At 43.6% G+C, this 18,698-nt stretch carries 18 protein-coding genes; 9 read left to right on the top strand and 9 right to left on the bottom strand.

The window, feature by feature from the left end:
* Window positions 1-241 precede the first annotated feature (241 nt).
* The 5 genes from hemE to CXF80_RS11225 all read left to right on the top strand — a co-directional run bounded on the left by hemE (window position 242) and on the right by CXF80_RS11225 (window position 3,573).
* Complete coding sequence (gene hemE / locus CXF80_RS11245) at window positions 242-1,306, top strand: uroporphyrinogen decarboxylase (RefSeq protein ID WP_101032950.1); 1,065 nt, start codon at window positions 242-244, stop codon at window positions 1,304-1,306.
* 266 nt (window positions 1,307-1,572) lie between these two features.
* Window positions 1,573-2,574 (top strand): hypothetical protein, encoded by a 1,002-nt coding sequence (locus CXF80_RS11240; protein ID WP_101032949.1) that lies wholly within the window; start codon window positions 1,573-1,575, stop codon window positions 2,572-2,574.
* 6 nt (window positions 2,575-2,580) lie between these two features.
* A complete protein-coding gene (locus CXF80_RS11235) occupies window positions 2,581-2,928 on the top strand; it encodes a hypothetical protein (protein WP_101032948.1) in 348 nt (115 codons plus the stop codon).
* A 30-nt stretch (window positions 2,929-2,958) separates the two neighbouring features.
* Window positions 2,959-3,219, top strand: coding sequence for a hypothetical protein (locus CXF80_RS11230; RefSeq protein WP_101032947.1), 261 nt, complete (start codon window positions 2,959-2,961; stop codon window positions 3,217-3,219).
* Window positions 3,220-3,222: 3 nt separating this feature from the next.
* A complete protein-coding gene (locus CXF80_RS11225) occupies window positions 3,223-3,573 on the top strand; it encodes a hypothetical protein (RefSeq protein WP_157822219.1) in 351 nt (116 codons plus the stop codon).
* A gap of 227 nt (window positions 3,574-3,800) precedes the next feature.
* Here the strand turns inward: CXF80_RS11225 and CXF80_RS11220 are convergent, their stop codons facing one another.
* From CXF80_RS11220 to CXF80_RS11205, 4 genes are all read right to left on the bottom strand, one after another.
* Entirely contained in the window at window positions 3,801-5,258 is a 1,458-nt protein-coding gene (locus CXF80_RS11220; RefSeq protein ID WP_101032945.1) for a sensor histidine kinase, read from the bottom strand.
* Complete coding sequence (locus CXF80_RS11215; RefSeq protein ID WP_101032944.1) at window positions 5,258-5,992, bottom strand: response regulator transcription factor; 735 nt, start codon at window positions 5,990-5,992, stop codon at window positions 5,258-5,260. The genes CXF80_RS11220 and CXF80_RS11215 overlap by 1 nt, the downstream gene beginning before the upstream one ends.
* A 110-nt stretch (window positions 5,993-6,102) precedes the next feature.
* Window positions 6,103-6,825, bottom strand: coding sequence for a spondin domain-containing protein (locus CXF80_RS11210; RefSeq protein ID WP_101032943.1), 723 nt, complete (start codon window positions 6,823-6,825; stop codon window positions 6,103-6,105).
* 11 nt (window positions 6,826-6,836) lie between these two features.
* Window positions 6,837-7,538, bottom strand: a complete 702-nt coding sequence (locus tag CXF80_RS11205; protein WP_101032942.1) for a spondin domain-containing protein — start codon at window positions 7,536-7,538, stop codon at window positions 6,837-6,839.
* A gap of 191 nt (window positions 7,539-7,729) precedes the next feature.
* On the opposite strand from CXF80_RS11205, the gene CXF80_RS11200 reads away from it, so the two are divergent.
* On the top strand, window positions 7,730-8,302 hold the full coding sequence (locus tag CXF80_RS11200) for a GNAT family N-acetyltransferase (protein WP_101032941.1): 573 nt from the start codon (window positions 7,730-7,732) through the stop codon (window positions 8,300-8,302).
* Window positions 8,303-8,318: 16 nt separating this feature from the next.
* On the top strand, window positions 8,319-9,659 hold the full coding sequence (locus CXF80_RS11195) for an NAD(P)/FAD-dependent oxidoreductase (protein ID WP_101032940.1): 1,341 nt from the start codon (window positions 8,319-8,321) through the stop codon (window positions 9,657-9,659).
* A 12-nt stretch (window positions 9,660-9,671) separates the two neighbouring features.
* On the opposite strand, the gene nhaC is transcribed toward CXF80_RS11195, so the two are convergent.
* From nhaC to purH, 4 genes are all read right to left on the bottom strand, one after another.
* The gene (gene nhaC / locus CXF80_RS11190) at window positions 9,672-11,171 is read right to left on the bottom strand and encodes a Na+/H+ antiporter NhaC (RefSeq protein WP_101032939.1); all 1,500 of its coding nucleotides are present in this window, start codon (window positions 11,169-11,171) and stop codon (window positions 9,672-9,674) included.
* Between the two features lie 876 nt (window positions 11,172-12,047).
* Entirely contained in the window at window positions 12,048-12,278 is a 231-nt protein-coding gene (locus tag CXF80_RS11185; protein WP_101032938.1) for a hypothetical protein, read from the bottom strand.
* Between the two features lie 381 nt (window positions 12,279-12,659).
* Entirely contained in the window at window positions 12,660-13,955 is a 1,296-nt protein-coding gene (gene purD, locus CXF80_RS11180) for a phosphoribosylamine--glycine ligase (RefSeq protein WP_101032937.1), read from the bottom strand.
* A 221-nt stretch (window positions 13,956-14,176) separates the two neighbouring features.
* Complete coding sequence (gene purH, locus CXF80_RS11175) at window positions 14,177-15,766, bottom strand: bifunctional phosphoribosylaminoimidazolecarboxamide formyltransferase/IMP cyclohydrolase (RefSeq protein WP_101032936.1); 1,590 nt, start codon at window positions 15,764-15,766, stop codon at window positions 14,177-14,179.
* Between the two features lie 308 nt (window positions 15,767-16,074).
* Here purH and zntR point away from each other — a divergent pair, with 308 nt between their 5' ends.
* The gene (zntR, locus tag CXF80_RS11170; RefSeq protein ID WP_101034756.1) at window positions 16,075-16,536 is read left to right on the top strand and encodes a Zn(2+)-responsive transcriptional regulator; all 462 of its coding nucleotides are present in this window, start codon (window positions 16,075-16,077) and stop codon (window positions 16,534-16,536) included.
* 2 nt (window positions 16,537-16,538) lie between these two features.
* Window positions 16,539-18,035 carry an SO_0444 family Cu/Zn efflux transporter gene (locus CXF80_RS11165; protein ID WP_101032935.1) on the top strand — a complete coding sequence of 499 codons (1,497 nt, stop codon included), beginning with the start codon at window positions 16,539-16,541 and terminating at the stop codon, window positions 18,033-18,035.
* 479 nt (window positions 18,036-18,514) lie between these two features.
* Here CXF80_RS11165 and CXF80_RS20615 read toward each other — a convergent pair whose 3' ends face one another.
* Complete coding sequence (locus CXF80_RS20615) at window positions 18,515-18,637, bottom strand: hypothetical protein (RefSeq protein ID WP_267898631.1); 123 nt, start codon at window positions 18,635-18,637, stop codon at window positions 18,515-18,517.
* Window positions 18,638-18,698: the final 61 nt, after the last annotated feature.

The raw sequence follows: 18,698 nt of genomic DNA, 5'->3' as shown, positions 1-18,698 counted from the left end.
GCGCATACTTTTTATACCAAACCCCATTCCTTGGCGCAACTTTTAATCCTATAAATTGCGATTTACACATCAGTATTGTGTGTTTTGTGAGCGGATAAGGCGGTTATGTTAATAAAATCGACACTAGATTTAGGAATAGCTCACATAAATTCTGCATGGGTGGTTACATTAATCAGGTAAGTGCTAAACTAGCGCCCAGCAGAAATCATAGAAATCATAACAGTCTAGGAAGAAAGCCCACATGGCAGAATTAAAGAATGATCGTTATTTACGTGCGTTACTGAAGCAACCTGTTGATGTCACTCCAGTATGGATGATGCGTCAAGCGGGACGTTATTTACCTGAGTATAAAGAAGTTCGTGCTCAAGCAGGTGACTTTATGTCTTTATGCCGTAATGCTGAATTGGCTTGCGAAGTCACTTTACAACCATTACGTCGTTATGATTTAGATGCTGCGATTTTATTCTCAGATATCCTGACTGTGCCAGATGCTATGGGCCTAGGTTTGTATTTTGAAGCCGGTGAAGGTCCACGTTTTGAGCGTCCGACTGACACCATAGATGCGATTAAAAAGTTATGTATTCCTGATCCTGAAGATGAATTAGGCTACGTGATGCGTGCCGTAAGCACTATTCGTCGCGAACTAAATGGCTCAGTGCCGTTAATTGGTTTTTCGGGATCGCCTTGGACACTGGCCACTTACATGGTTGAAGGCGGTTCAAGCAAAACATTCGAAAAAATTAAGCGTATGGCCTATGCCGAGCCTGCTGCATTACACATGTTATTAGACAAGTTGGCAGACTCAGTGGTGTTATACCTTAATGCACAAGTTGCAAACGGTGCACAATCGTTAATGATTTTCGATTCTTGGGGTGGCGCATTATCTCACCATGCTTATCGCGAGTTCTCATTGCGTTACATGCAAAAAATCATTGATGGCTTAACTCGCTTTGCTGACGGCCGTAAAGTACCTGTTACCTTATTTACTAAAGGTGGCGGATTATGGTTAGAGTCTATGGCTGAAACAGGTTGTGATGCATTAGGTTTAGATTGGACTGTTGATATTGGTGATGCCCGTCGTCGTGTTGGCCATAAAGTGGCACTACAAGGCAACATGGATCCATCGATGTTATATGCCACACCTGAACGTATTCACCAAGAAGTGGACCAAATTCTAGCCAGCTACGGCGAAGGTACTGGCCATGTATTTAACTTAGGCCATGGTATTCACCAGCATGTCGATCCAGATCATGCCGGTGCATTTATCAATTCTGTGCATGAGTTGTCTGGTAAATACCACAAGTAATTCAGTGGTATTGGCTAAAAAAAGCGAATCTTAGGATTCGCTTTTTTGTTGCCAAAATTTAAAGTTGTTTTATGTTTTTCCAACACAGCCATTTAAAATTTACTTATCATTTTTGAGTAGGCTCTGCGTTTATCATAGTTATTTATGACTATAGAATGAAAAGGTTAAACATAATAAAATTACCCATCATTACATTTGATCTATAGATTGTGATTTAAACATAAAGTTTATTTAAAATGTGCGCTTAATAAATCAAGGAAGATATTATGCCAATTGAAATTAGTATTTGCCCTAAAGGGTGGATAACAGGTCTTACCCCCAATACACCACCATCAATCTTAGACGCACCTTTTCAGGCTCCAGGTGTTCCACAAGTTAACTTCATGGATAGTTTTAACACAGCATATGCTCAAGACCATTTATTGAATAACGAATTAGGTAAATTTAAAACTAAACCGTTACATCAAAGACAAGCCATTGCGCAGGTTAACGAAGCTGTTGGGCCTGATATGCTTTTAGCACTATCTGATTTTTATGATCAACAGTTAGATAGTTTACCAAAAGATTTTTTTGCAGAGCAGAATAAAGCAATGATGGGAGCATCCATCGGTGCAATGGGTCATCATTTATCACAATTACAAAGCGTAATAAAAGAATACCAAATGGCGCTTGAAAAAGTGCGTAATGCTTACCGTTCAAAAATGCCAAAGTTAGAAGTCCTTAAGTTTGAACAAACGGCGCGGCAGTTACATAGTCGGTTAAATTCACAGTTTCACAATGAAATTTCAAAACGACTAGCTAGCTCAAGAGCTCGTAAGGCGAGTATTTGGAACAATGCTGATCGTGGTCTTAATCAGGCTAAAAGTGCTAGAACGACAAAACCAATCCAAATTTCGTCTGCAAAAGAGCTTCGAACATTGAATAAATTCGCTGGTGCTGCAAAATTTGGCGGTAATGGTTTAGTGCTGCTGGATGTCCATTCTCGAGCGACAGCGGTAAGAGATACCTTCGAGAGCGGCGGTAATTGGGAGAAACAAGCTTTGCAAGAGACTGTCGGTTTTTCTATGGGTTTCGCAGCCGGGACAGCCGTAACAACTAGTGTTTATGGCGTCGCAGTAGGCATTACATTAGCGTTTACTCCCGTAGGATGGGCTGTGGTAATTGGTATCGGTGTGGGAGCTTCTGCTGGATTCTTAGCTGGTTATTTAGCTGACCAGTTTGGGAAAGGTATAACAGGATCTGTTTATGAATTAAGCAGTGGTTGGTGATTGTAAATGTTTGAGTATAAAGATTTATTTGTGATCATCAGTGTTTTGGTAATGATAAATTTTGGTGTGTCACTGCTAATTTTTGCACAATTGACTGTTCATCCTTTAGAGAAAAAAATTAAGAGTTCTGGAGGAGAATTACCCAAATGGGACAACATGGGAATTCGTATATCGAGTTATGCTTTATCTCTGATGTTTAGTATCAAAGCAAAATCAGCGCAAATGGTAGATGAAGATTCGGTACGAAAGTTTGCAACTAAAAATGATCGTATCAGAGCTATTTATACTATAGCCTCTCTTGCCATTTTTTTATTATTTGCAATATTCTATTCGCTTTTTTTTGACGAAAACTAAAAACTAAACAGGTAGAAATTTATATGCTTATTGCAATTATTAGTGGTTCCGCTTAAGCACTGGTTCAACTCAGATTGGTTTTTTTCTGCAGGTTTCGCGGCTGGAACTGTCGCAGCAGGTAGTGCTTATAGCATTGGAGTTGGTATTGCGCTGGTATTTACACCAGTTGGATGGGCTGTTGTGATTGGAGTTGGTGCAGCCGCCTCTGTTGGTTTTCTTGTTGGATTGGGTTTCGATACAGCAGGTAAAAAAATTACGGGTAAACTTTATGATGCAAGCAGTAATTGGTAATTTATGATGGAAAATTATGAAAGTATATTTTGGTTGTGTTGCAGTATTCCGTTAGTCAATTTCTTTATAGCTTATTTGGTTTTTGCGCAAATGACCGTACACCCTATAGAGAAGAAAATTAAGGCTTCAGGTGGAAGCATACCGCAATGGGATAATATGGGGATGAGAATTCCGAGTTATGCTGTAGCAATGCTCTTACCGGTTAAAGTAAAGGCTGCACAAGCTATAGATGAAGATTCTGTTCAGAAGTTTACTTCCAAAAGTGATAAAAAAAGAGCTATATATTTTATGTGCTCGTTTGTCATTATATTAATACCAGTGATGGTTGGGTACTTTGTATTTGGTCCCAATTAGAGCCTGAGAAATTCATTAATTATAAGTATCTTTATAACGCTCAAATTTTGTGTATCACTACTTTCCATACACAGAAAATGTGGTGATCCATGGATTGGACTTTTGAGCTATAGGGCAATATATAGTTGCATTTGGGCAATATTATCCCATATTCACTTGTACTGTAGACTCTTATTCGCCACCGTCTATCATGGTCATTAAGATGTTAAATCACAACAAATTCAGCTCTAACCCTGCGTTACAAGCTCTATCTTAAATTCACTGCCGACGCCCGGTTGGCTGTCTATTTCAATTCTGCATTTCAATAATCCCAATAACTGCCTGACGATGGCGAGTCCGACGCCGAGTTGTGGCAGACTTTGATTCGCTTCAAACGACAATGTGGTCATCGATAATTGTTTCAGGGCGTCAACTTCATGCTGGTGCATGCCAGCGCCTGTGTCGCGCACGGTTAACCATTGTTGGCCGTTGTGGAGCGCATTGATGATTTGTATCTTGCCGCCTGCGGGAGTGTAACGCAGGGCGTTATCGACCAAGTTGTTGAGTATGCGGCGCATCAGTGCAGGGTCGGTATAGATTTGGCTGGCATGGTTGATGTCAAAATCTAACTGAACCCCGAGTTTTTTCGCTCGTGGGGTAAAGGTTTGTTCAATATCGCAAAGCAGTTCACTTAAGTTGACTTGTTGCAGTTGAGCATCGATTTGGCCATTTTCGAGGGCGGCTAATTCTAACAGTTGAGCCAGTAGCTGCTGTAAGGTTTGGCCTGAGTTTGCCGCGTATTGGATCAGTGCTTGGTCACGTTCGTTTTCGGGCAATATTAACCAAGTATCGATATAGCCTAATAGTGCAGTAAGCGGGGTTTTTAAGTCATGTGACAAATGCAGTAAAAAGTCGTGTTTGGCCTGTTGTTGGCGTTTAACTTGCTGTTGTTGCAATTGGATTTCTTGCAATAAATGATTGATATGATGGCTCAGCTGGCTTATTTCTAAGCTGCCACGATAGCGCTGGGGGAGCATCAGTTTGTCTGACATCGGGGTGTTTTTAAGTTCTGTTAAGTCTTGAGCGAGTTTTTGGATTGGGCGGGTAAAATAGCGCAGTAAAATTACAAATAGCACTAAAGCAAAAATGATCCAAAATCCAATAGTGGCGCCCCAGATTTTAGGTTGGTTTTCGGCATTTATGAGTGTTTGCCAACTGTCGTAATCTTCACCGCCAATGATGACATACAAATAACCGCTGTGCAGTCCATCTTCGGTGATGAGTTTACTGGCGGAAAAAATCTTGTGGGTATCTTCGCTGCGCGGATCTGTGCCAAGTACTGGCAGGTTGTCGCCATTTAAAAACTGTTGAATGATTGCAGTATCGACCCGGTGAATTTTAATTTTTTCTTCTTTGGCGTCATAGGCTATCACTTTGCCATCTGGGTCTAAGGTGTAAATTTCAAAGCTTGGACCTAACAGCATAAAATCATGAAAGGCTTCTTTAAGCGCGGCGTCTGACGTTATCCCTTGTGATAGTAAAGGGTTGATGTGTGCCATGTGTTCAGCAAGTTGTAGATGCAGTGATTGCTGAATTTGGTTACGGTTAAATTCATGGTTAAGTTGCAACCATTGCCATAACGCTACAAACAGTAATAACACTATTATCGTTGATGCTAAAAACAATCGATTAAATAAACGATTCATTAGTGGGCTTGCACCTCTGGTGGTGAAAATTTGTAGCCTACGCCCCACACTGTTTTGACGAGATCATGTTCAGGCGAGCACAAAGAAAGCTTATTGCGTAAGCGATTAATATGACTGTTTACTGTGTGCTCATAGCCGTCGTAGTGATAACCCCATACCGCTTCTAACAATTGCATGCGACTAAAGACTTGTTGCGGGTGTTTGGCTAAAAAAAGCAGTAAATCAAACTCGCGGGCGGTGAGGGTTAATGCTTTATTAAACGCGGTGACTTCACGGGTACTGGCGTTAATGGTTACGCTGTTAAATTCAATTTGTTGGGTTTGATCATGTTGGGCTTTACCGCGTCTTAATAGTGCTTTTACCCGTGCCCGCAACTCTAATACACTAAAGGGTTTGACCAGGTAATCATCTGCTCCTGCTTCAAGCCCCAGTACCACATCTGCTTCTGAATCTTTGGCGGTTAATAGCATCAACGGGACTTCCTTACCGGCTTGGCGTAGTTGCTCACACAATATAATGCCATCACCATCGGGGAGCATGCGATCCATTAAAATGAGGTCGAGTTTTTTATGTTCGATAATGTGCATGGCTTGCTTCAAGGTGGTGGCGTGATCGACGCTGTAGTTGAGTGTTTTGAGGTTAAGTATGATTAACTTAGCCAAGTCTTGTTCGTCTTCTACTAACAAAATATGTTGCGGACAAACATGGCCATTATGTTTCGCGGTTCCATTCATGGTGACTTCCTCAAAGCAAATCCAGTAATTGCATTAATACTTAGACCCGCTTTGAGGAGAATAAATTTCAATGTGGTTGAAATTCATTCAGTCGATACGACCGATTAGGATTATTCAATACGCATAATGGTGACGGCTAATACCGGGTTATCAAAACGATGCGATGCCCCCAGTACTGAATCGGCTAAGCCATCGTACATTGAAATAACACCAGGATGAATATGGACAAAGTCGACATCATCACGGCTGGCGTTAAAACCTTCGCCGCCATCAGCAGGACCTGGCATAGTGCCTTTGGCTTCGCTGTTGGCTTCAGTGCCAGCATCATAAGCCATAAACTTCATCGCGGTTGTTGCGTCCACTTCCATACCGGCAATGGCGTAACTGTTAATACCAGTAAAGGCATCGTTAGTGTTAACCAACATGGTGGCCAAACTAATGCTCGCTACGGCGGCTTCATCTAAAGTCAGCGTCAGCGTTTCTGACATGCCAGGCATTAATAAACCGGTGCCGTTAACGCTGCTTTCGATCACGCTTAGTGCAGCTATGTCGGCAGTATCACCAGCTTCAGCCATTTTCTCGAGTGCTTCGCTAGCCATTTCACCGGCGTTCCATAACATGGCATCACTAGCATGAGAAGCCAGAATAACCGGCGACATTGGTTGGTTAGCCGTCAGGTTAGTCACGGTCACAGTGAAGGTTTGCATCACTGGAGCTGGCGGGGTGACAACAACAGTATCATCATCATCGTCATCACCACAGGCAGTAAGCAGTGTTGCAGCAGCCAGCATGGCGATTAAGCTGGGCTTAAGTGTAAAGTCAGTGCGTTTCATGGGCTACCTCCTTATTTTACTGTCACCACAACTTTGGCTACAGGGTTCAACCAGCGATGAACGCGACTGTCTAGGTCACTCATACCGCCAGCAGGGTCCATGTCACCTAAAATGCCAGGGTGAGTATGCACATTGCTGTTGTCAGAATTGTCCATCACGCCAGTGCCATTGGCTCCACCGTCACCACTAGGTGCCGCAGGAATACCCGGTACGCCTGACATGCCGCCGCCATTAATGATTTCATCATTGGCTTCTGTGCCCGCATCATAAGCATTGACATACATAGTGTACGTACCCGCTTCGGTAGGGATTTCCCAAGCATCTAAGCCCATAAAGGCATCGTTAGTGGGCAACACCATGGCTACGATAGATAAATGGGTGTTGTCGCCAGTATCAAGCATTACGTCACTGACATTGGCGCCAGCAGCAAGCAAACCCATTGCCGGGTTAGCTGATGTCACACCTGCATTACCGGTTACAGCAGCATCTAAGTCGCCAATATCACCGCCTTCAGCCATTTTTTGCAATGCTGCAGAGGCTTGGGTACCGACTTGAAACAAATGGCTGTCAGCGTCGTGGGCTGCAATTAACAGTGGGGTGAAGTGATTTCCGTGAGTTAAGTTTGTCACGCTAACTTCAATGTCAGCAGCGAACGTGGGTAGGCTGAATAATCCAGCAGCCATAAGACTTGCAGTCACTAGTGTACGTTTCATAACCGAGCTCCTTTGTTTAATTTTAACCAGTATGAACAAAGGATCTCACCTACTTATCGCCAAATTATCACAAAAGATTAACATCGTTAACTTACCGATAATGACGTGTGATATGGTGTGCTAATACCAACAATAGCTCATATCCACTAACGTTAAGCGTGGCGTTAACAGCTGAAGAAAATAGGTTAACAATGATTAGACAACTGACTGCCGCCGACTTTGATGCAGTGATAGCCTTGGGGGAAATAGTCCACGGCAGTGGTTATATGGATATCGCTGAACTGACAGCGATTTATCACAAAGGCATTAAAAATGGCATTAATGCCAATTTTGTCGCGCTTGAAAATGAGCAACTTATCGGCTTTCGGTTAACCTATGCTGCAGGACAATGGCCGCAAGACCAATGGTGTTCGGTGGATAAGTGGGGTGTTGATTTTGACGATGTGTGTTATTTCAAATCAAACACTATTGCTGAATCTGGCCGAGGGCAGGGGTTGGGTGGTAAATTATTAGCGGCGTCTAAAGCGGCAGTCATGGCCCAAGGTGCTAAGGCTGGCGTGAGCCATTTATGGCAGCAAAGCCCTAATAATGCTGCAGTGCGTTATTTTACCAAGGCTGGTGGTAAGCTGATTAAACAGCATCCGCAGCGCTGGCATCAACGTTATATGGGCGAAGATTATATCTGTGTATTGTGTGGTGAAGATTGCCACTGTGTTGCCTGTGAAATGCTACTGGTTTTTAACGACGTCCCTCTAAATCAATAATAACAAGAAGATGAATATGTACGATCCGCTGATTAACACCCATCCCAACAATCAAACGTTTGCCCCTAGCTATTGGGCAAGCACTCAAGTCTTACCCGCACCAACAGCTGCATTGTCTGGCCGCCAACAAACCGATGTGGCTATTGTCGGCGGTGGCTACACCGGCTTGTTAACCGCATACTATTTAGCCACCGAGTTTAATATTGATTGTCAGGTGTTAGAAGCTAATCAGGTGGGGTTTGGTGCTAGCGCTCGCAATGCCGGTTTTGTGTTAAAAGGTTCGGGTCGTTTAGGTTATGCGGCCATGACTCAGCGCTGGGACTTAGCCACCACGAAAGGTATTTTTGATGAATTCACCCAAGCGGTCGCCCGAGTTGATGGGTTAATCAAACAACATAATATCGCCTGTGAGCCTCAAGAAGCGGGATATTTAAAAGTGGCGCATAATCCCAAGGCGCTGGTGTCACTGCAAAACGCCGCTAACTATATTCAACAACATTTAGCCGACAGCCAAGACTCAGGTGCTGAATTTATCTCAAGCCAAGACTTTCGGGCGAAGTATTTAGATCATTATCAAGCCTATGGTGCTCTGCGCTTAAAAGATGGCTTTGGCTTAAATCCGCTTAAATTACTACTGGGTTATAAGTCGATGGTACAAAACCAAGGCGTGACGATTTCTGAGCAATCGTGTGTAGTAGATTGGATTGAGGAGGGCGGCAAGCACCGTTTAATCACCGATAAAGGCGAGCTGACTGCCAACAAGGTGATTATGGCGGGTAACGCTTATACCCCCAAACGTTTTAATCAAGGTGTAGACGATAAGTTTTTACCGATATTAAGCAATGTCATTGTAACTGAACCATTGAGTGAGCAAGAAAGAGTGGCAGCCGGTTTGCATACTCATCAGGTGACCATGGATACCCGCATTTTAAAATACTATTACCGATTATTACCCGACAACCGCTTGTTGTTTGGTGGTCGCGGCGCGGTATGGGGCAAAGATGCGGCTAAGCCTATTTACGCTGAGCGCTTAAAGATGGCGCTCAATAAGTGTTTCCCCAGCTTAACGAGTAAAGCGATTGCCTATAACTGGACCGGATGGATTGCTGCGGCAATGGATGATATGCCTCATGTGTATAGCAAAGGCGGTGTAGGGTATAGCTTAGGATATTGCGGTGCTGGAGTCTCTTTTAGTAGCCAAGCGGCGTTTCGTTTAGCCCAAAGTATTGCCGGTGAAACCTTACCTAATCTGCCTTTATATCAACAACCGCTACCCAAATTCCCCTTTACCCAAGCTAGGCGCCTTGGGCAATGGGGTTATTATCATTATGGCTGGTTAAAAGACCGCTTTGGTTAACCGAGTACTTAGTTAACCGACTACTTCGCCAGTGCTGATCCTAGTTTCGTCTAATGGCTCAATTTTGAAATTGAAATAAGCATAAGAGGCACTGATAAGAGGACAGACTAAGTTAAAGAAGGCGTACGGCAGGTAAGCTATTGTAGCGACGCCAAGCGTACTGGCCATAAAGGCACCACAGGTATTCCACGGAACCAGTGGACTAGTCACTGTGGCTGAGTCTTCTAAGGTGCGGCTTAAATTAACCGCCGCCAACTTACGGCGAGTGTATTCTACTTTTAGCATTCTACCGGGCAGCACGATGGCAATATATTGATCGGCAGTAATAATATTAGCGCCAATACATACCCCAAGGGTGGTAATGATCAAGCTGGTGGTCCCTGTCACCACGGTAAGAATACTTTCTAAAATACGGTTTAATAACCCAGTGACTTCCATCACGCCGCCAAAGGCCATTGCACAAAGAATTAGCCACACAGTGGTCACCATGCTGCTCATGCCGCCGCGGCTTAATAAATTATCTAATACTTCATCACCGGTATTGGCCACATAACCGTCAAACATGGCAATCCATAAGCCTTTTACCAACGCCACCATCGGCAATAGGGTGTCGTCATGGACAAAATCAATGACGTTATCAAACTGAAATAATGCCGCGCAAACTGCGCCAGCCAAGGTGCCTAGTATTACCGTTGGGAATGCTGGCATTCTGCGGTTAGCTAAGTACAACACCACTAACAACGGGATCAGCAAATGTATTCCTGGATTGTAGGTCTTATCCAATAAAGCCAAAGTATCTACGAGTTGATTTTCAATGGGCGCAGCGTCTGCGGTAAGGCCTAAAAAGATAAATCCAATGAGGGCAATAATAATGCTTGGTACCGTGGTCCAGGTCATGTGGCGGATATGGCTAAAAATATCAGTGCCCGCGACTGCGGGTGCAAGGTTGGTGGTATCAGACATTGGCGACATTTTGTCACCAAAATAAGCGCCACTGATGATAGCGCCCGCGGTGATATTGACGTCTAACCCCATGGCAGAGGAAATACCCACTAAGGCAATACCCAATGTACCGGCCACCGTCCAAGAGCTACCAATACTAAGTGCGACAACGGCACATAATAAGCAGCAAGCAGCATAAAAATAGTCTGGGTTAAGAATTTGCATACCGTAATAAATCATCGTCGGCACTGTACCGGCTAAAATCCACGTACCAATCAGTGAACCCACACTAAATAAAATTAATAATGCGCCAGTGGCAACCCCAATACTTTTGACGATACCGCGTTCCATTTGGTTCCAGCTATAACCATTTTTATAACCGATAATCATCGCAATACAAGCCGCTAACACTAATGCGATTTGGTTCGCGCCAGATGAGCTGTCTGACGAAAATAGATAAACCGCCGCTGCAAGCATAATAATAAGGGAAAAAACGGGGATAAGAGCATCAAGCAAGCTGGGTTGCTTGTGCTCGGGAGGAGACGGGTTAGATGGCGCCGCTTGAGACATATTACTTCCTTTGTTGTTATTATTTTTGACCAATATCTCATTCGTGTGAGCTGGCTAAGTGTTATTGTAATAAGTTAGCAACTTATTTGTAACAAGGTTATATCCTGACATAAAAACCCGCCACAAGTCGAACATTGTTAGGCTTGAGTAATATTTTTTTGCGAGAGATATTGTTGCCGTTATTAAACGGTGTGCTTGGTTAATTACTTTATGTGGCTAAATATGCTAATTAGTTGTTAGGGTTTGCATAAGTATTTGAGTTTGTTGTCTGGTGATACTAACATCTACTTTTATCTTTACTGCATTTTTTGATGTTATTTCTGTGATTATCTCAACAGAAAAAATCATTATCGACTGACATTTGTTGGCCTATTGGGCCACTCAAGCTCCTTTCTATCACCATTCCCTTATTACAATACCATCATCAAGTTGAGACTAAGTCTGCTAGTTTTTCCATACTGTCATTTAAGTTATATCGTTGAAAAGTTATTGATGATGAGGGGTTATGACACACATTGTTATGACACCTGCTATAGCGTTACCCACTTTTTAAGCCTAAGGGCAAATGAATAAAAACAAAGTAAGCATGATAGTTGAACGCCAAGAACGCAAAAAAATAGACCGCACAGGCCCGTTGCCAACGGATTGGTAGAAAAGATATATCAAGGTCAAATGCTTGATCTTGATGTGTATGATTATAGACAAGAGACAAGGTAATAAAACTAGGCTTGAAGGCGATGGGCTTGATTATCTTTTTGGCTAAAGAATTCCTGAGAATTGAACATAGGGTTATTCAGATTAAAACTGATGCTCGCGAGATCCTTGATGTTTTAGGTCTACACCAAGGTTTATAACAGCAAGGCTCCCGCAAAGTGCTTACTCTGGCGTGGTATTATTTAAATGTTTTACAATAGCGTTTTCCGCATCTGACTTATCAGCTTTATCTTTGCTTGGGGTAATATGAGCCATAGCATTATGGCCGGTCATATCTTCTGCGATATGTAACCAATCAGGATGCCAATAGAAAGAGGTACCTGATACCGTGTTCCAATTATGAACCCCTGACTTTTCACCTTCATAAATCAGGTCGCTGGTAGAGTATTTCATTTCATCCTCCAAAAATAATCATTTTTTACATCATGTTAGCCTCAGCCATCATATTTGATCGCAGTGACTATTGATTATAGGATGCACCATGGATGAAGGTGCTTTTGTGATGTGCATCACAAAATAATTGATTATTGAATACTAATGAAGCATCTATAATTATAACGGCACGTTATTTGGTATCAGACAAAACTCAATCAGTTTACGCGTTGGCGTTAATGGAATCGATTGCCGCTTCTCTTATCCCTGTTGAGATTAATAAGCCTTGATTTGAAAGTATTCACCACTTTGTATTGATGACTCATTTATGGGACATGCAATAAAAAACCCTGCGTTGTTCACAGGGCTGATTTGGGGTATTGCAGATGAGCGCTTATCAGTTTATGCGTTTTCACGTGCGATTGCGCGATAGGCAATATCGGTGCGAAAGTACACATCATCCCAATGGATGGTATCGACTAACGCATAAGCCGCTTGTTGCGCTTCTGTCACTGTGTTTCCTAATGCGGTGGCACATAAAACGCGGCCACCGTTAGTGACAACATGGCCATCTTTGATGCGAGTACCAGCATGGAATACTTTAGCGTGAGTATCGCCAAGGGTTAACCCGTCAATCACATCGCCTTTGTTATAAGCGTCAGGATAACCACCGGCTGCCATGACGACACCAACTGCAGCGCGAGGGTCAAACTCTGCGGTGACTTGGTCTAATTCACCACGGGTCGCGGCTAAGCAAAGCTCAACAATATCAGACTGTAAACGCATCATGATCGGTTGGGTTTCTGGGTCACCAAAGCGGCAGTTATATTCAAGTACTTTAGCGCTACCATCAGGCGAAATCATCAGCCCAGCGTATAAGAAACCGGTGTAAACGTTACCTTCTGCTGCCATACCGTCTATCGTTGGGCGGATAACATTGGCGATAGTCCAATCGTGAACGGCTTGGGTGACGACAGGCGCGGGAGAGTATGCGCCCATTCCGCCAGTATTCGGGCCTTGGTCAGCATTATCGCGGGCTTTATGGTCTTGGCTGGTGGCCATAGCAAGAATGTTTTTGCCGTCTACCATGACGATAAAACTGGCTTCTTCGCCGGATAAAAACTCTTCAATCACTACGCGTGAACCGGCATCACCAAACTTATTGCCCGCAAGCATATCGTCAATGGCTTCATTGGCTTGGGTTTGGTCAGCTGCGATGATCACCCCTTTACCAGCCGCTAAACCGTCGGCTTTAATGACGATAGGAAAACCGGTTTTAGTCGTGAGTTCAGTAACGTAAGCTTTTGCTGGCGCAATATCAGTGAAGTTTGAATACGCTGCCGTTGGAATATGATGACGAGCTAAAAAATCTTTAGTGAACGCTTTTGAAGATTCAAGCTGCGCCGCGCCTTTTGTTGGACCAAAAATAGCTAAACCAGCCGCATTAAAGGCATCGACTACGCCTAACGCTAATGGCACTTCAGGGCCGACAATCGTAATCGCAATGGCATTGTCTTTGGCAAATGCAACCAATTCGTCAATTTGCTCAACATCAATGGCAAGGTTTTCTAATTTGGGTTCTAAGGCTGTGCCGGCATTACCTGGAGCAACAAATACAGTGTCAACTTGTGCTGATTGGGCTGCTTTCCACGCCAACGCATGTTCACGTCCGCCGCCGCCAATAACAAGTACTCTCATTTTTAATCCTTTTATCGCTGCGTTATTGTGTCAATTTCTGCTTCAAGCATGCTCACCTATACTGATAAGCTGCATGTGCTTTCATTGAACCAGAAAAAATGGCTATGCTCTCATTCGTTTAACACAAAATGTAAACAGTATCGCTTGTCATATCGTTGGCAAACATCATTTAGCTAAAAGCACGATAGAAAAGCGATACCCATATTTGATATCAGAGTTTATTAATGACGGAAGTGACGCATGCCAGTCAATACCATCGCCATACCATGCTCGTCGGCAGCAGCGATGATTTCTTCATCACGAATTGAGCCACCTGGTTGGATGATACAGCTAATACCTGCAGCCGCGGCTGCATCGATACCATCACGGAAGGGGAAGAAGGCATCAGATGCCATTACTGAATTTTCAACCACTAGGCCTTCATCTGCGGCTTTAATACCCGCTATTTTGGCTGAGTAAACGCGGCTCATTTGGCCTGCGCCCACACCTATGGTCATACCGTCTTTGGCGTAAACAATGGCGTTAGATTTAACAAACTTGGCCACTTTCCAGCAGAACATTAAGTCTTTTAGTTCGCTTGCGGTCGGTTGACGCTTAGACACCACTTTAACGTCGGCTAAGTTCACCATGCCTTGGTCGCGGTCTTGCACTAACAATCCACCGTTAACGCGCTTGTAGTCTAAGCTGGTTGTCTTAGTATTCCACTGGCCACATTCAAGTAATCGCACATTAGCTTTAGCGGCAATGATGTCGCGCGCGGCTTGGCTCACTTTAGGGGCGATGATCACTTCAACAAACTGACGGTCAACAATGGCTTGCGCTGTGTCTGCGTCTAATTCTTGGTTAAAGGCGATGATGCCACCAAACGCTGAGGTTGGGTCGGTTTTAAATGCACGATCATAGGCTTCTAACAGGTTAGCACCTAATGCTACACCACAAGGGTTAGCATGTTTAACGATAACGCACGCAGGGCCTTCAAACTCTTTTACGCATTCAAGGGCAGAATCTGTGTCAGCAATATTATTGTAAGACAGTGCCTTACCTTGTAACTGAATTGCGCTAGCAACAGAGGCTTCATCTATATTGGTGTTTACATAAAAAGCTGCTTTCTGGTGACTATTTTCACCGTAGCGTAAGTCTTGCTTCTTAACAAACTGAGAATTAAACGTGCGTGGAAACGTTGAATCATCATGGCATTCATCGGTGCTGTGTGCGGGAACCATAGTGCCGAAGTAATTGGCTATCATACCGTCATAAGCGGCGGTGTGTTCAAAGGCGGCAATGGCTAAGTCAAAACGCGTTGCTAATGTTGTGCTGCCATTGTTAGCTTGCATTTCAGTGATCACACGGGGGTAATCTTTGGCATTGACCACTATGGTGGTGTCTTTGTGGTTTTTAGCGGTTGAGCGAACCATTGTTGGGCCGCCAATGTCGATGTTTTCGACCGCGTCCGCTAAGGTGCAACCTGGCTTAGCAACGGTTTCTGCGAATGGGTATAAGTTAACCACAACTAAATCAATAGGCTTAATAGCGTTTTGTTCCATGACGATTTCGTCAATGCCGCGACGGGCTAAAATGCCGCCGTGAATTTTTGGGTGCAGTGTTTTAACACGACCATCCATAATTTCTGGGTGACCTGTGTAGTCAGAAACTTCAATGACCGGAATGTTATTGGCCGCAAGTAATTTTGCAGTACCACCCGTAGACAGGAGTTCAACACCTTGTGCATGCAGCGCTTGTGCAAACTCAAGGATCCCAGTTTTATCTGATACGCTTAATAGCGCGCGACGAATTGGTCTGACATTATTCATTTAGGTACAGGGTCCACTAGTTTGATTTAAAGGATCTTTCGTAAAATAGAATCGTCAAAAAGTCTGCTTTACCAAAGTCCCTCACCGTGAATTCTTATTGTGGTTACACCTTCTAGGTTATCTGTATCGTGATCAGGCGGGCGTATTTTATCGTAAAGAGCTTCTATTAGGTGTTTTTTCTGTGTAATTTCACAATATTGAAATAAGAACAAAGATACGTAAGAATAATCATTCAAAAACCCTTGACCTTGGATTAAACTCTAAGGTTTATACTTACGTTAATTATGCAATCAATGGCTGAACATATTATGTATCGAATAGGCGAACTTTCTGCCTTGTATGACATTAAGGCTGACACATTACGGTTTTACGAAAAGCACGGTTTGCTGTCGCCATCAAGCCGGTCTGATGCTGGATATCGATTGTATAACCATAGCGATTCCGAGCAACTTAAATTTATTTTACGAGCCAAAGCCGTCGGTTTTTCGCTCAATGACATTGCAGAATTATTGTCTATCGAAGTCGATAAAACCAACCGCGCTTGTGCTGATGTTAAAGGCTTAGTGGATACCAAGCTTGAGCAAGTGGAAGCCAAATTAGCCGAGTTACAGCATTTTGCAACCTCACTAAAAAGTTTATCAAATACTTGCTGTGGTGGCCATGATAGTGCCGAACATTGCTCAATACTCGAAGCGTTAGAGTCCTCTGATAAAGACATTATTGCTGAAAAAGAACATCATCACTTTGCCCAATCAGGTCGTAAGGATTAACAATGTTATTGACCAATTTTATCCACTTATTTTTAGAATCAGCGCCTTGGTTGTTACTTGGTTTGGTGCTTGCTGGGTTGTTAAAGGTATTTGTGCCAATGGCATGGATGCAAAAGCAACTTGGTGGACACGGGATTAAAACCGTTGTAAAAGCAGCATTATTAGGTGCGCCTTTACCTTTGTGTTCGTGTGGCGTCATTCCCGCAGCGGTGGGTTTGCGTCGTTCTGGCGCTTCAAAAGCCGCGACCACCTCTTTTTTAGTGTCAACCCCAGAAACCGGGGTTGATTCGATAACCGTATCTTATGTGCTACTTGGGCCTTTTATGGCCATTGTGCGACCTATTGCAGCCATTACCAGTGCAATTGTGGCCGGTTTATTAGTGGGTCGTGATGACGATGATGGTATTGCCGCGTCAGCTTCATCTAACGGAACAGCATCCAATGATTCACCTGCTAGTGCCAAGCCTGTTTCGTCATGCTGCGGATCTAAATCACCAACTACATCTGAATCAACATCACCATCTAAAACAACCGCTAGCACAATGCAAAATGCCAGTGTAAAAATGACTGCGATTAAATCCGAAGCAGTTATGCCAAAGTCGCTCTTGACTCCAATGGCGCCAGCTCGTCCACTTGCTGGCAATGTGACAGGAGCAAAGCAAAGTAGTTGTTGCGGTAGTAAAGCCGCTGACCAGGCCGCAGAACCTAAACCTGCTGGAACGTGTTGCAGCACTAAACAAAAAGCTGAACCGAGTGTTGAAGCTATTAAATCAAGCTGTTGCAGTAGTAAAACCGTGTCACAAGTTGACACTGCACCAGCAAGCAGTTGTTGCGCATCAACAGCAAGCCAACCACCTAGCGAAAGCGCCGATGAAGCCAGCTGCTGCGCATCGACTCAAGACATCGCATCAGAGTTGAAGCAAAATAGCGTGTTCAGTCGAGTCTTGTCTGGGCTGCATTATGCGGCCACCGATTTAGTCAGAGACACTACCTTGTGGTTACTGGTGGGATTATTTTTTGCGGCGCTAGTACAGACTTACGTGCCTGCTGACTTTTTAGTTAAATGGGGCGATGGCATTTTAGCCATGCTAGTGATGGTATTAGTGTCGATCCCAATGTATATCTGTGCCACCGCCTCAACACCTATTGCTGCTGGTCTTCTATTAGCAGGGGTGTCTCCAGGTGCCGTATTGGTGTTTATGATGGCAGGGCCGGCAACTAATATTGCGACCTTAGGTGTGGTAACCAAGGAGTTAGGTAAACGGGCATTATTTGGCTATTTAGGCGGGGTGATTGGCGTCTCTTTGGTATTTGGAGTACTCGTTAATTATCTTGTTGCCACCTTTGGCTTTGAAGTTATGCCGCAAATTGGTGAAGAACATGCTTTATTACCAGAAGGTGTTGTCGCTGTGGCTGGGATTGTACTTGCGGTGTTAATGGCAAAAGTGTTGTGGGATAAGATCCCCAAAGGCAATAAAGAGAAAAGCTGTTGTTCATAATCAGTTAATCTCAATCGGTTTGCCAACATGAGTTAACCAAAATCAGAAAGCCAGTGATAACGTCACTGGCTTTTTTAGTGAGCGAACCTTAACCTAACAATGTGGGGGAATTGAATCTCGACGCTTTAACAGCCCTCAGGTAGTGGCTAATGACTACGATGCGACCATGCTACGAAGGGGAGAGGGATTTATTCTTTTCCATTTGGGCAAGATAGTATCGAGACCTATAGTCTCCATACTTATGACATCAACAAATCTGTTTGGCAGTTTAAAGTGGCAGTGAAGTACAAGTGTTAATGTCGGCGGAATAATCTACTAACATCAGCTACTAACAAAAATACCGAGCCATTGGCTCGGTATTTTTATGTTGCTGATAATATTTGTAAATAAAGCTTTTTATAAGCAAATAGTGCTTATAAAAAAGCGGCTTGCAAAATAGCCTGTAACAACCGCTATTTACATGTAAAACCAGTTACAGGTTATTTGATTTTACTGGCAAAATTTTCAGGTTCATTTTTAGCGTGCTTAACCGCGCGTTTTTCTTTTAATGACAATGCCGGTTTTTTCTTCGCTTCTTTTGAATTATTACGTTCTTTGCTCATTGGTATGACTCCTAGTACGCATCATGCGTGACTAATAAATAGTAATTTCTGTGCCAGTATC

The organism is Shewanella sp. Actino-trap-3 (assembly GCF_002836275.1).
Lineage (GTDB): Bacteria > Pseudomonadota > Gammaproteobacteria > Enterobacterales > Shewanellaceae > Shewanella > Shewanella psychromarinicola.
This window is presented reverse-complemented; position numbering and strand designations above follow the sequence as displayed.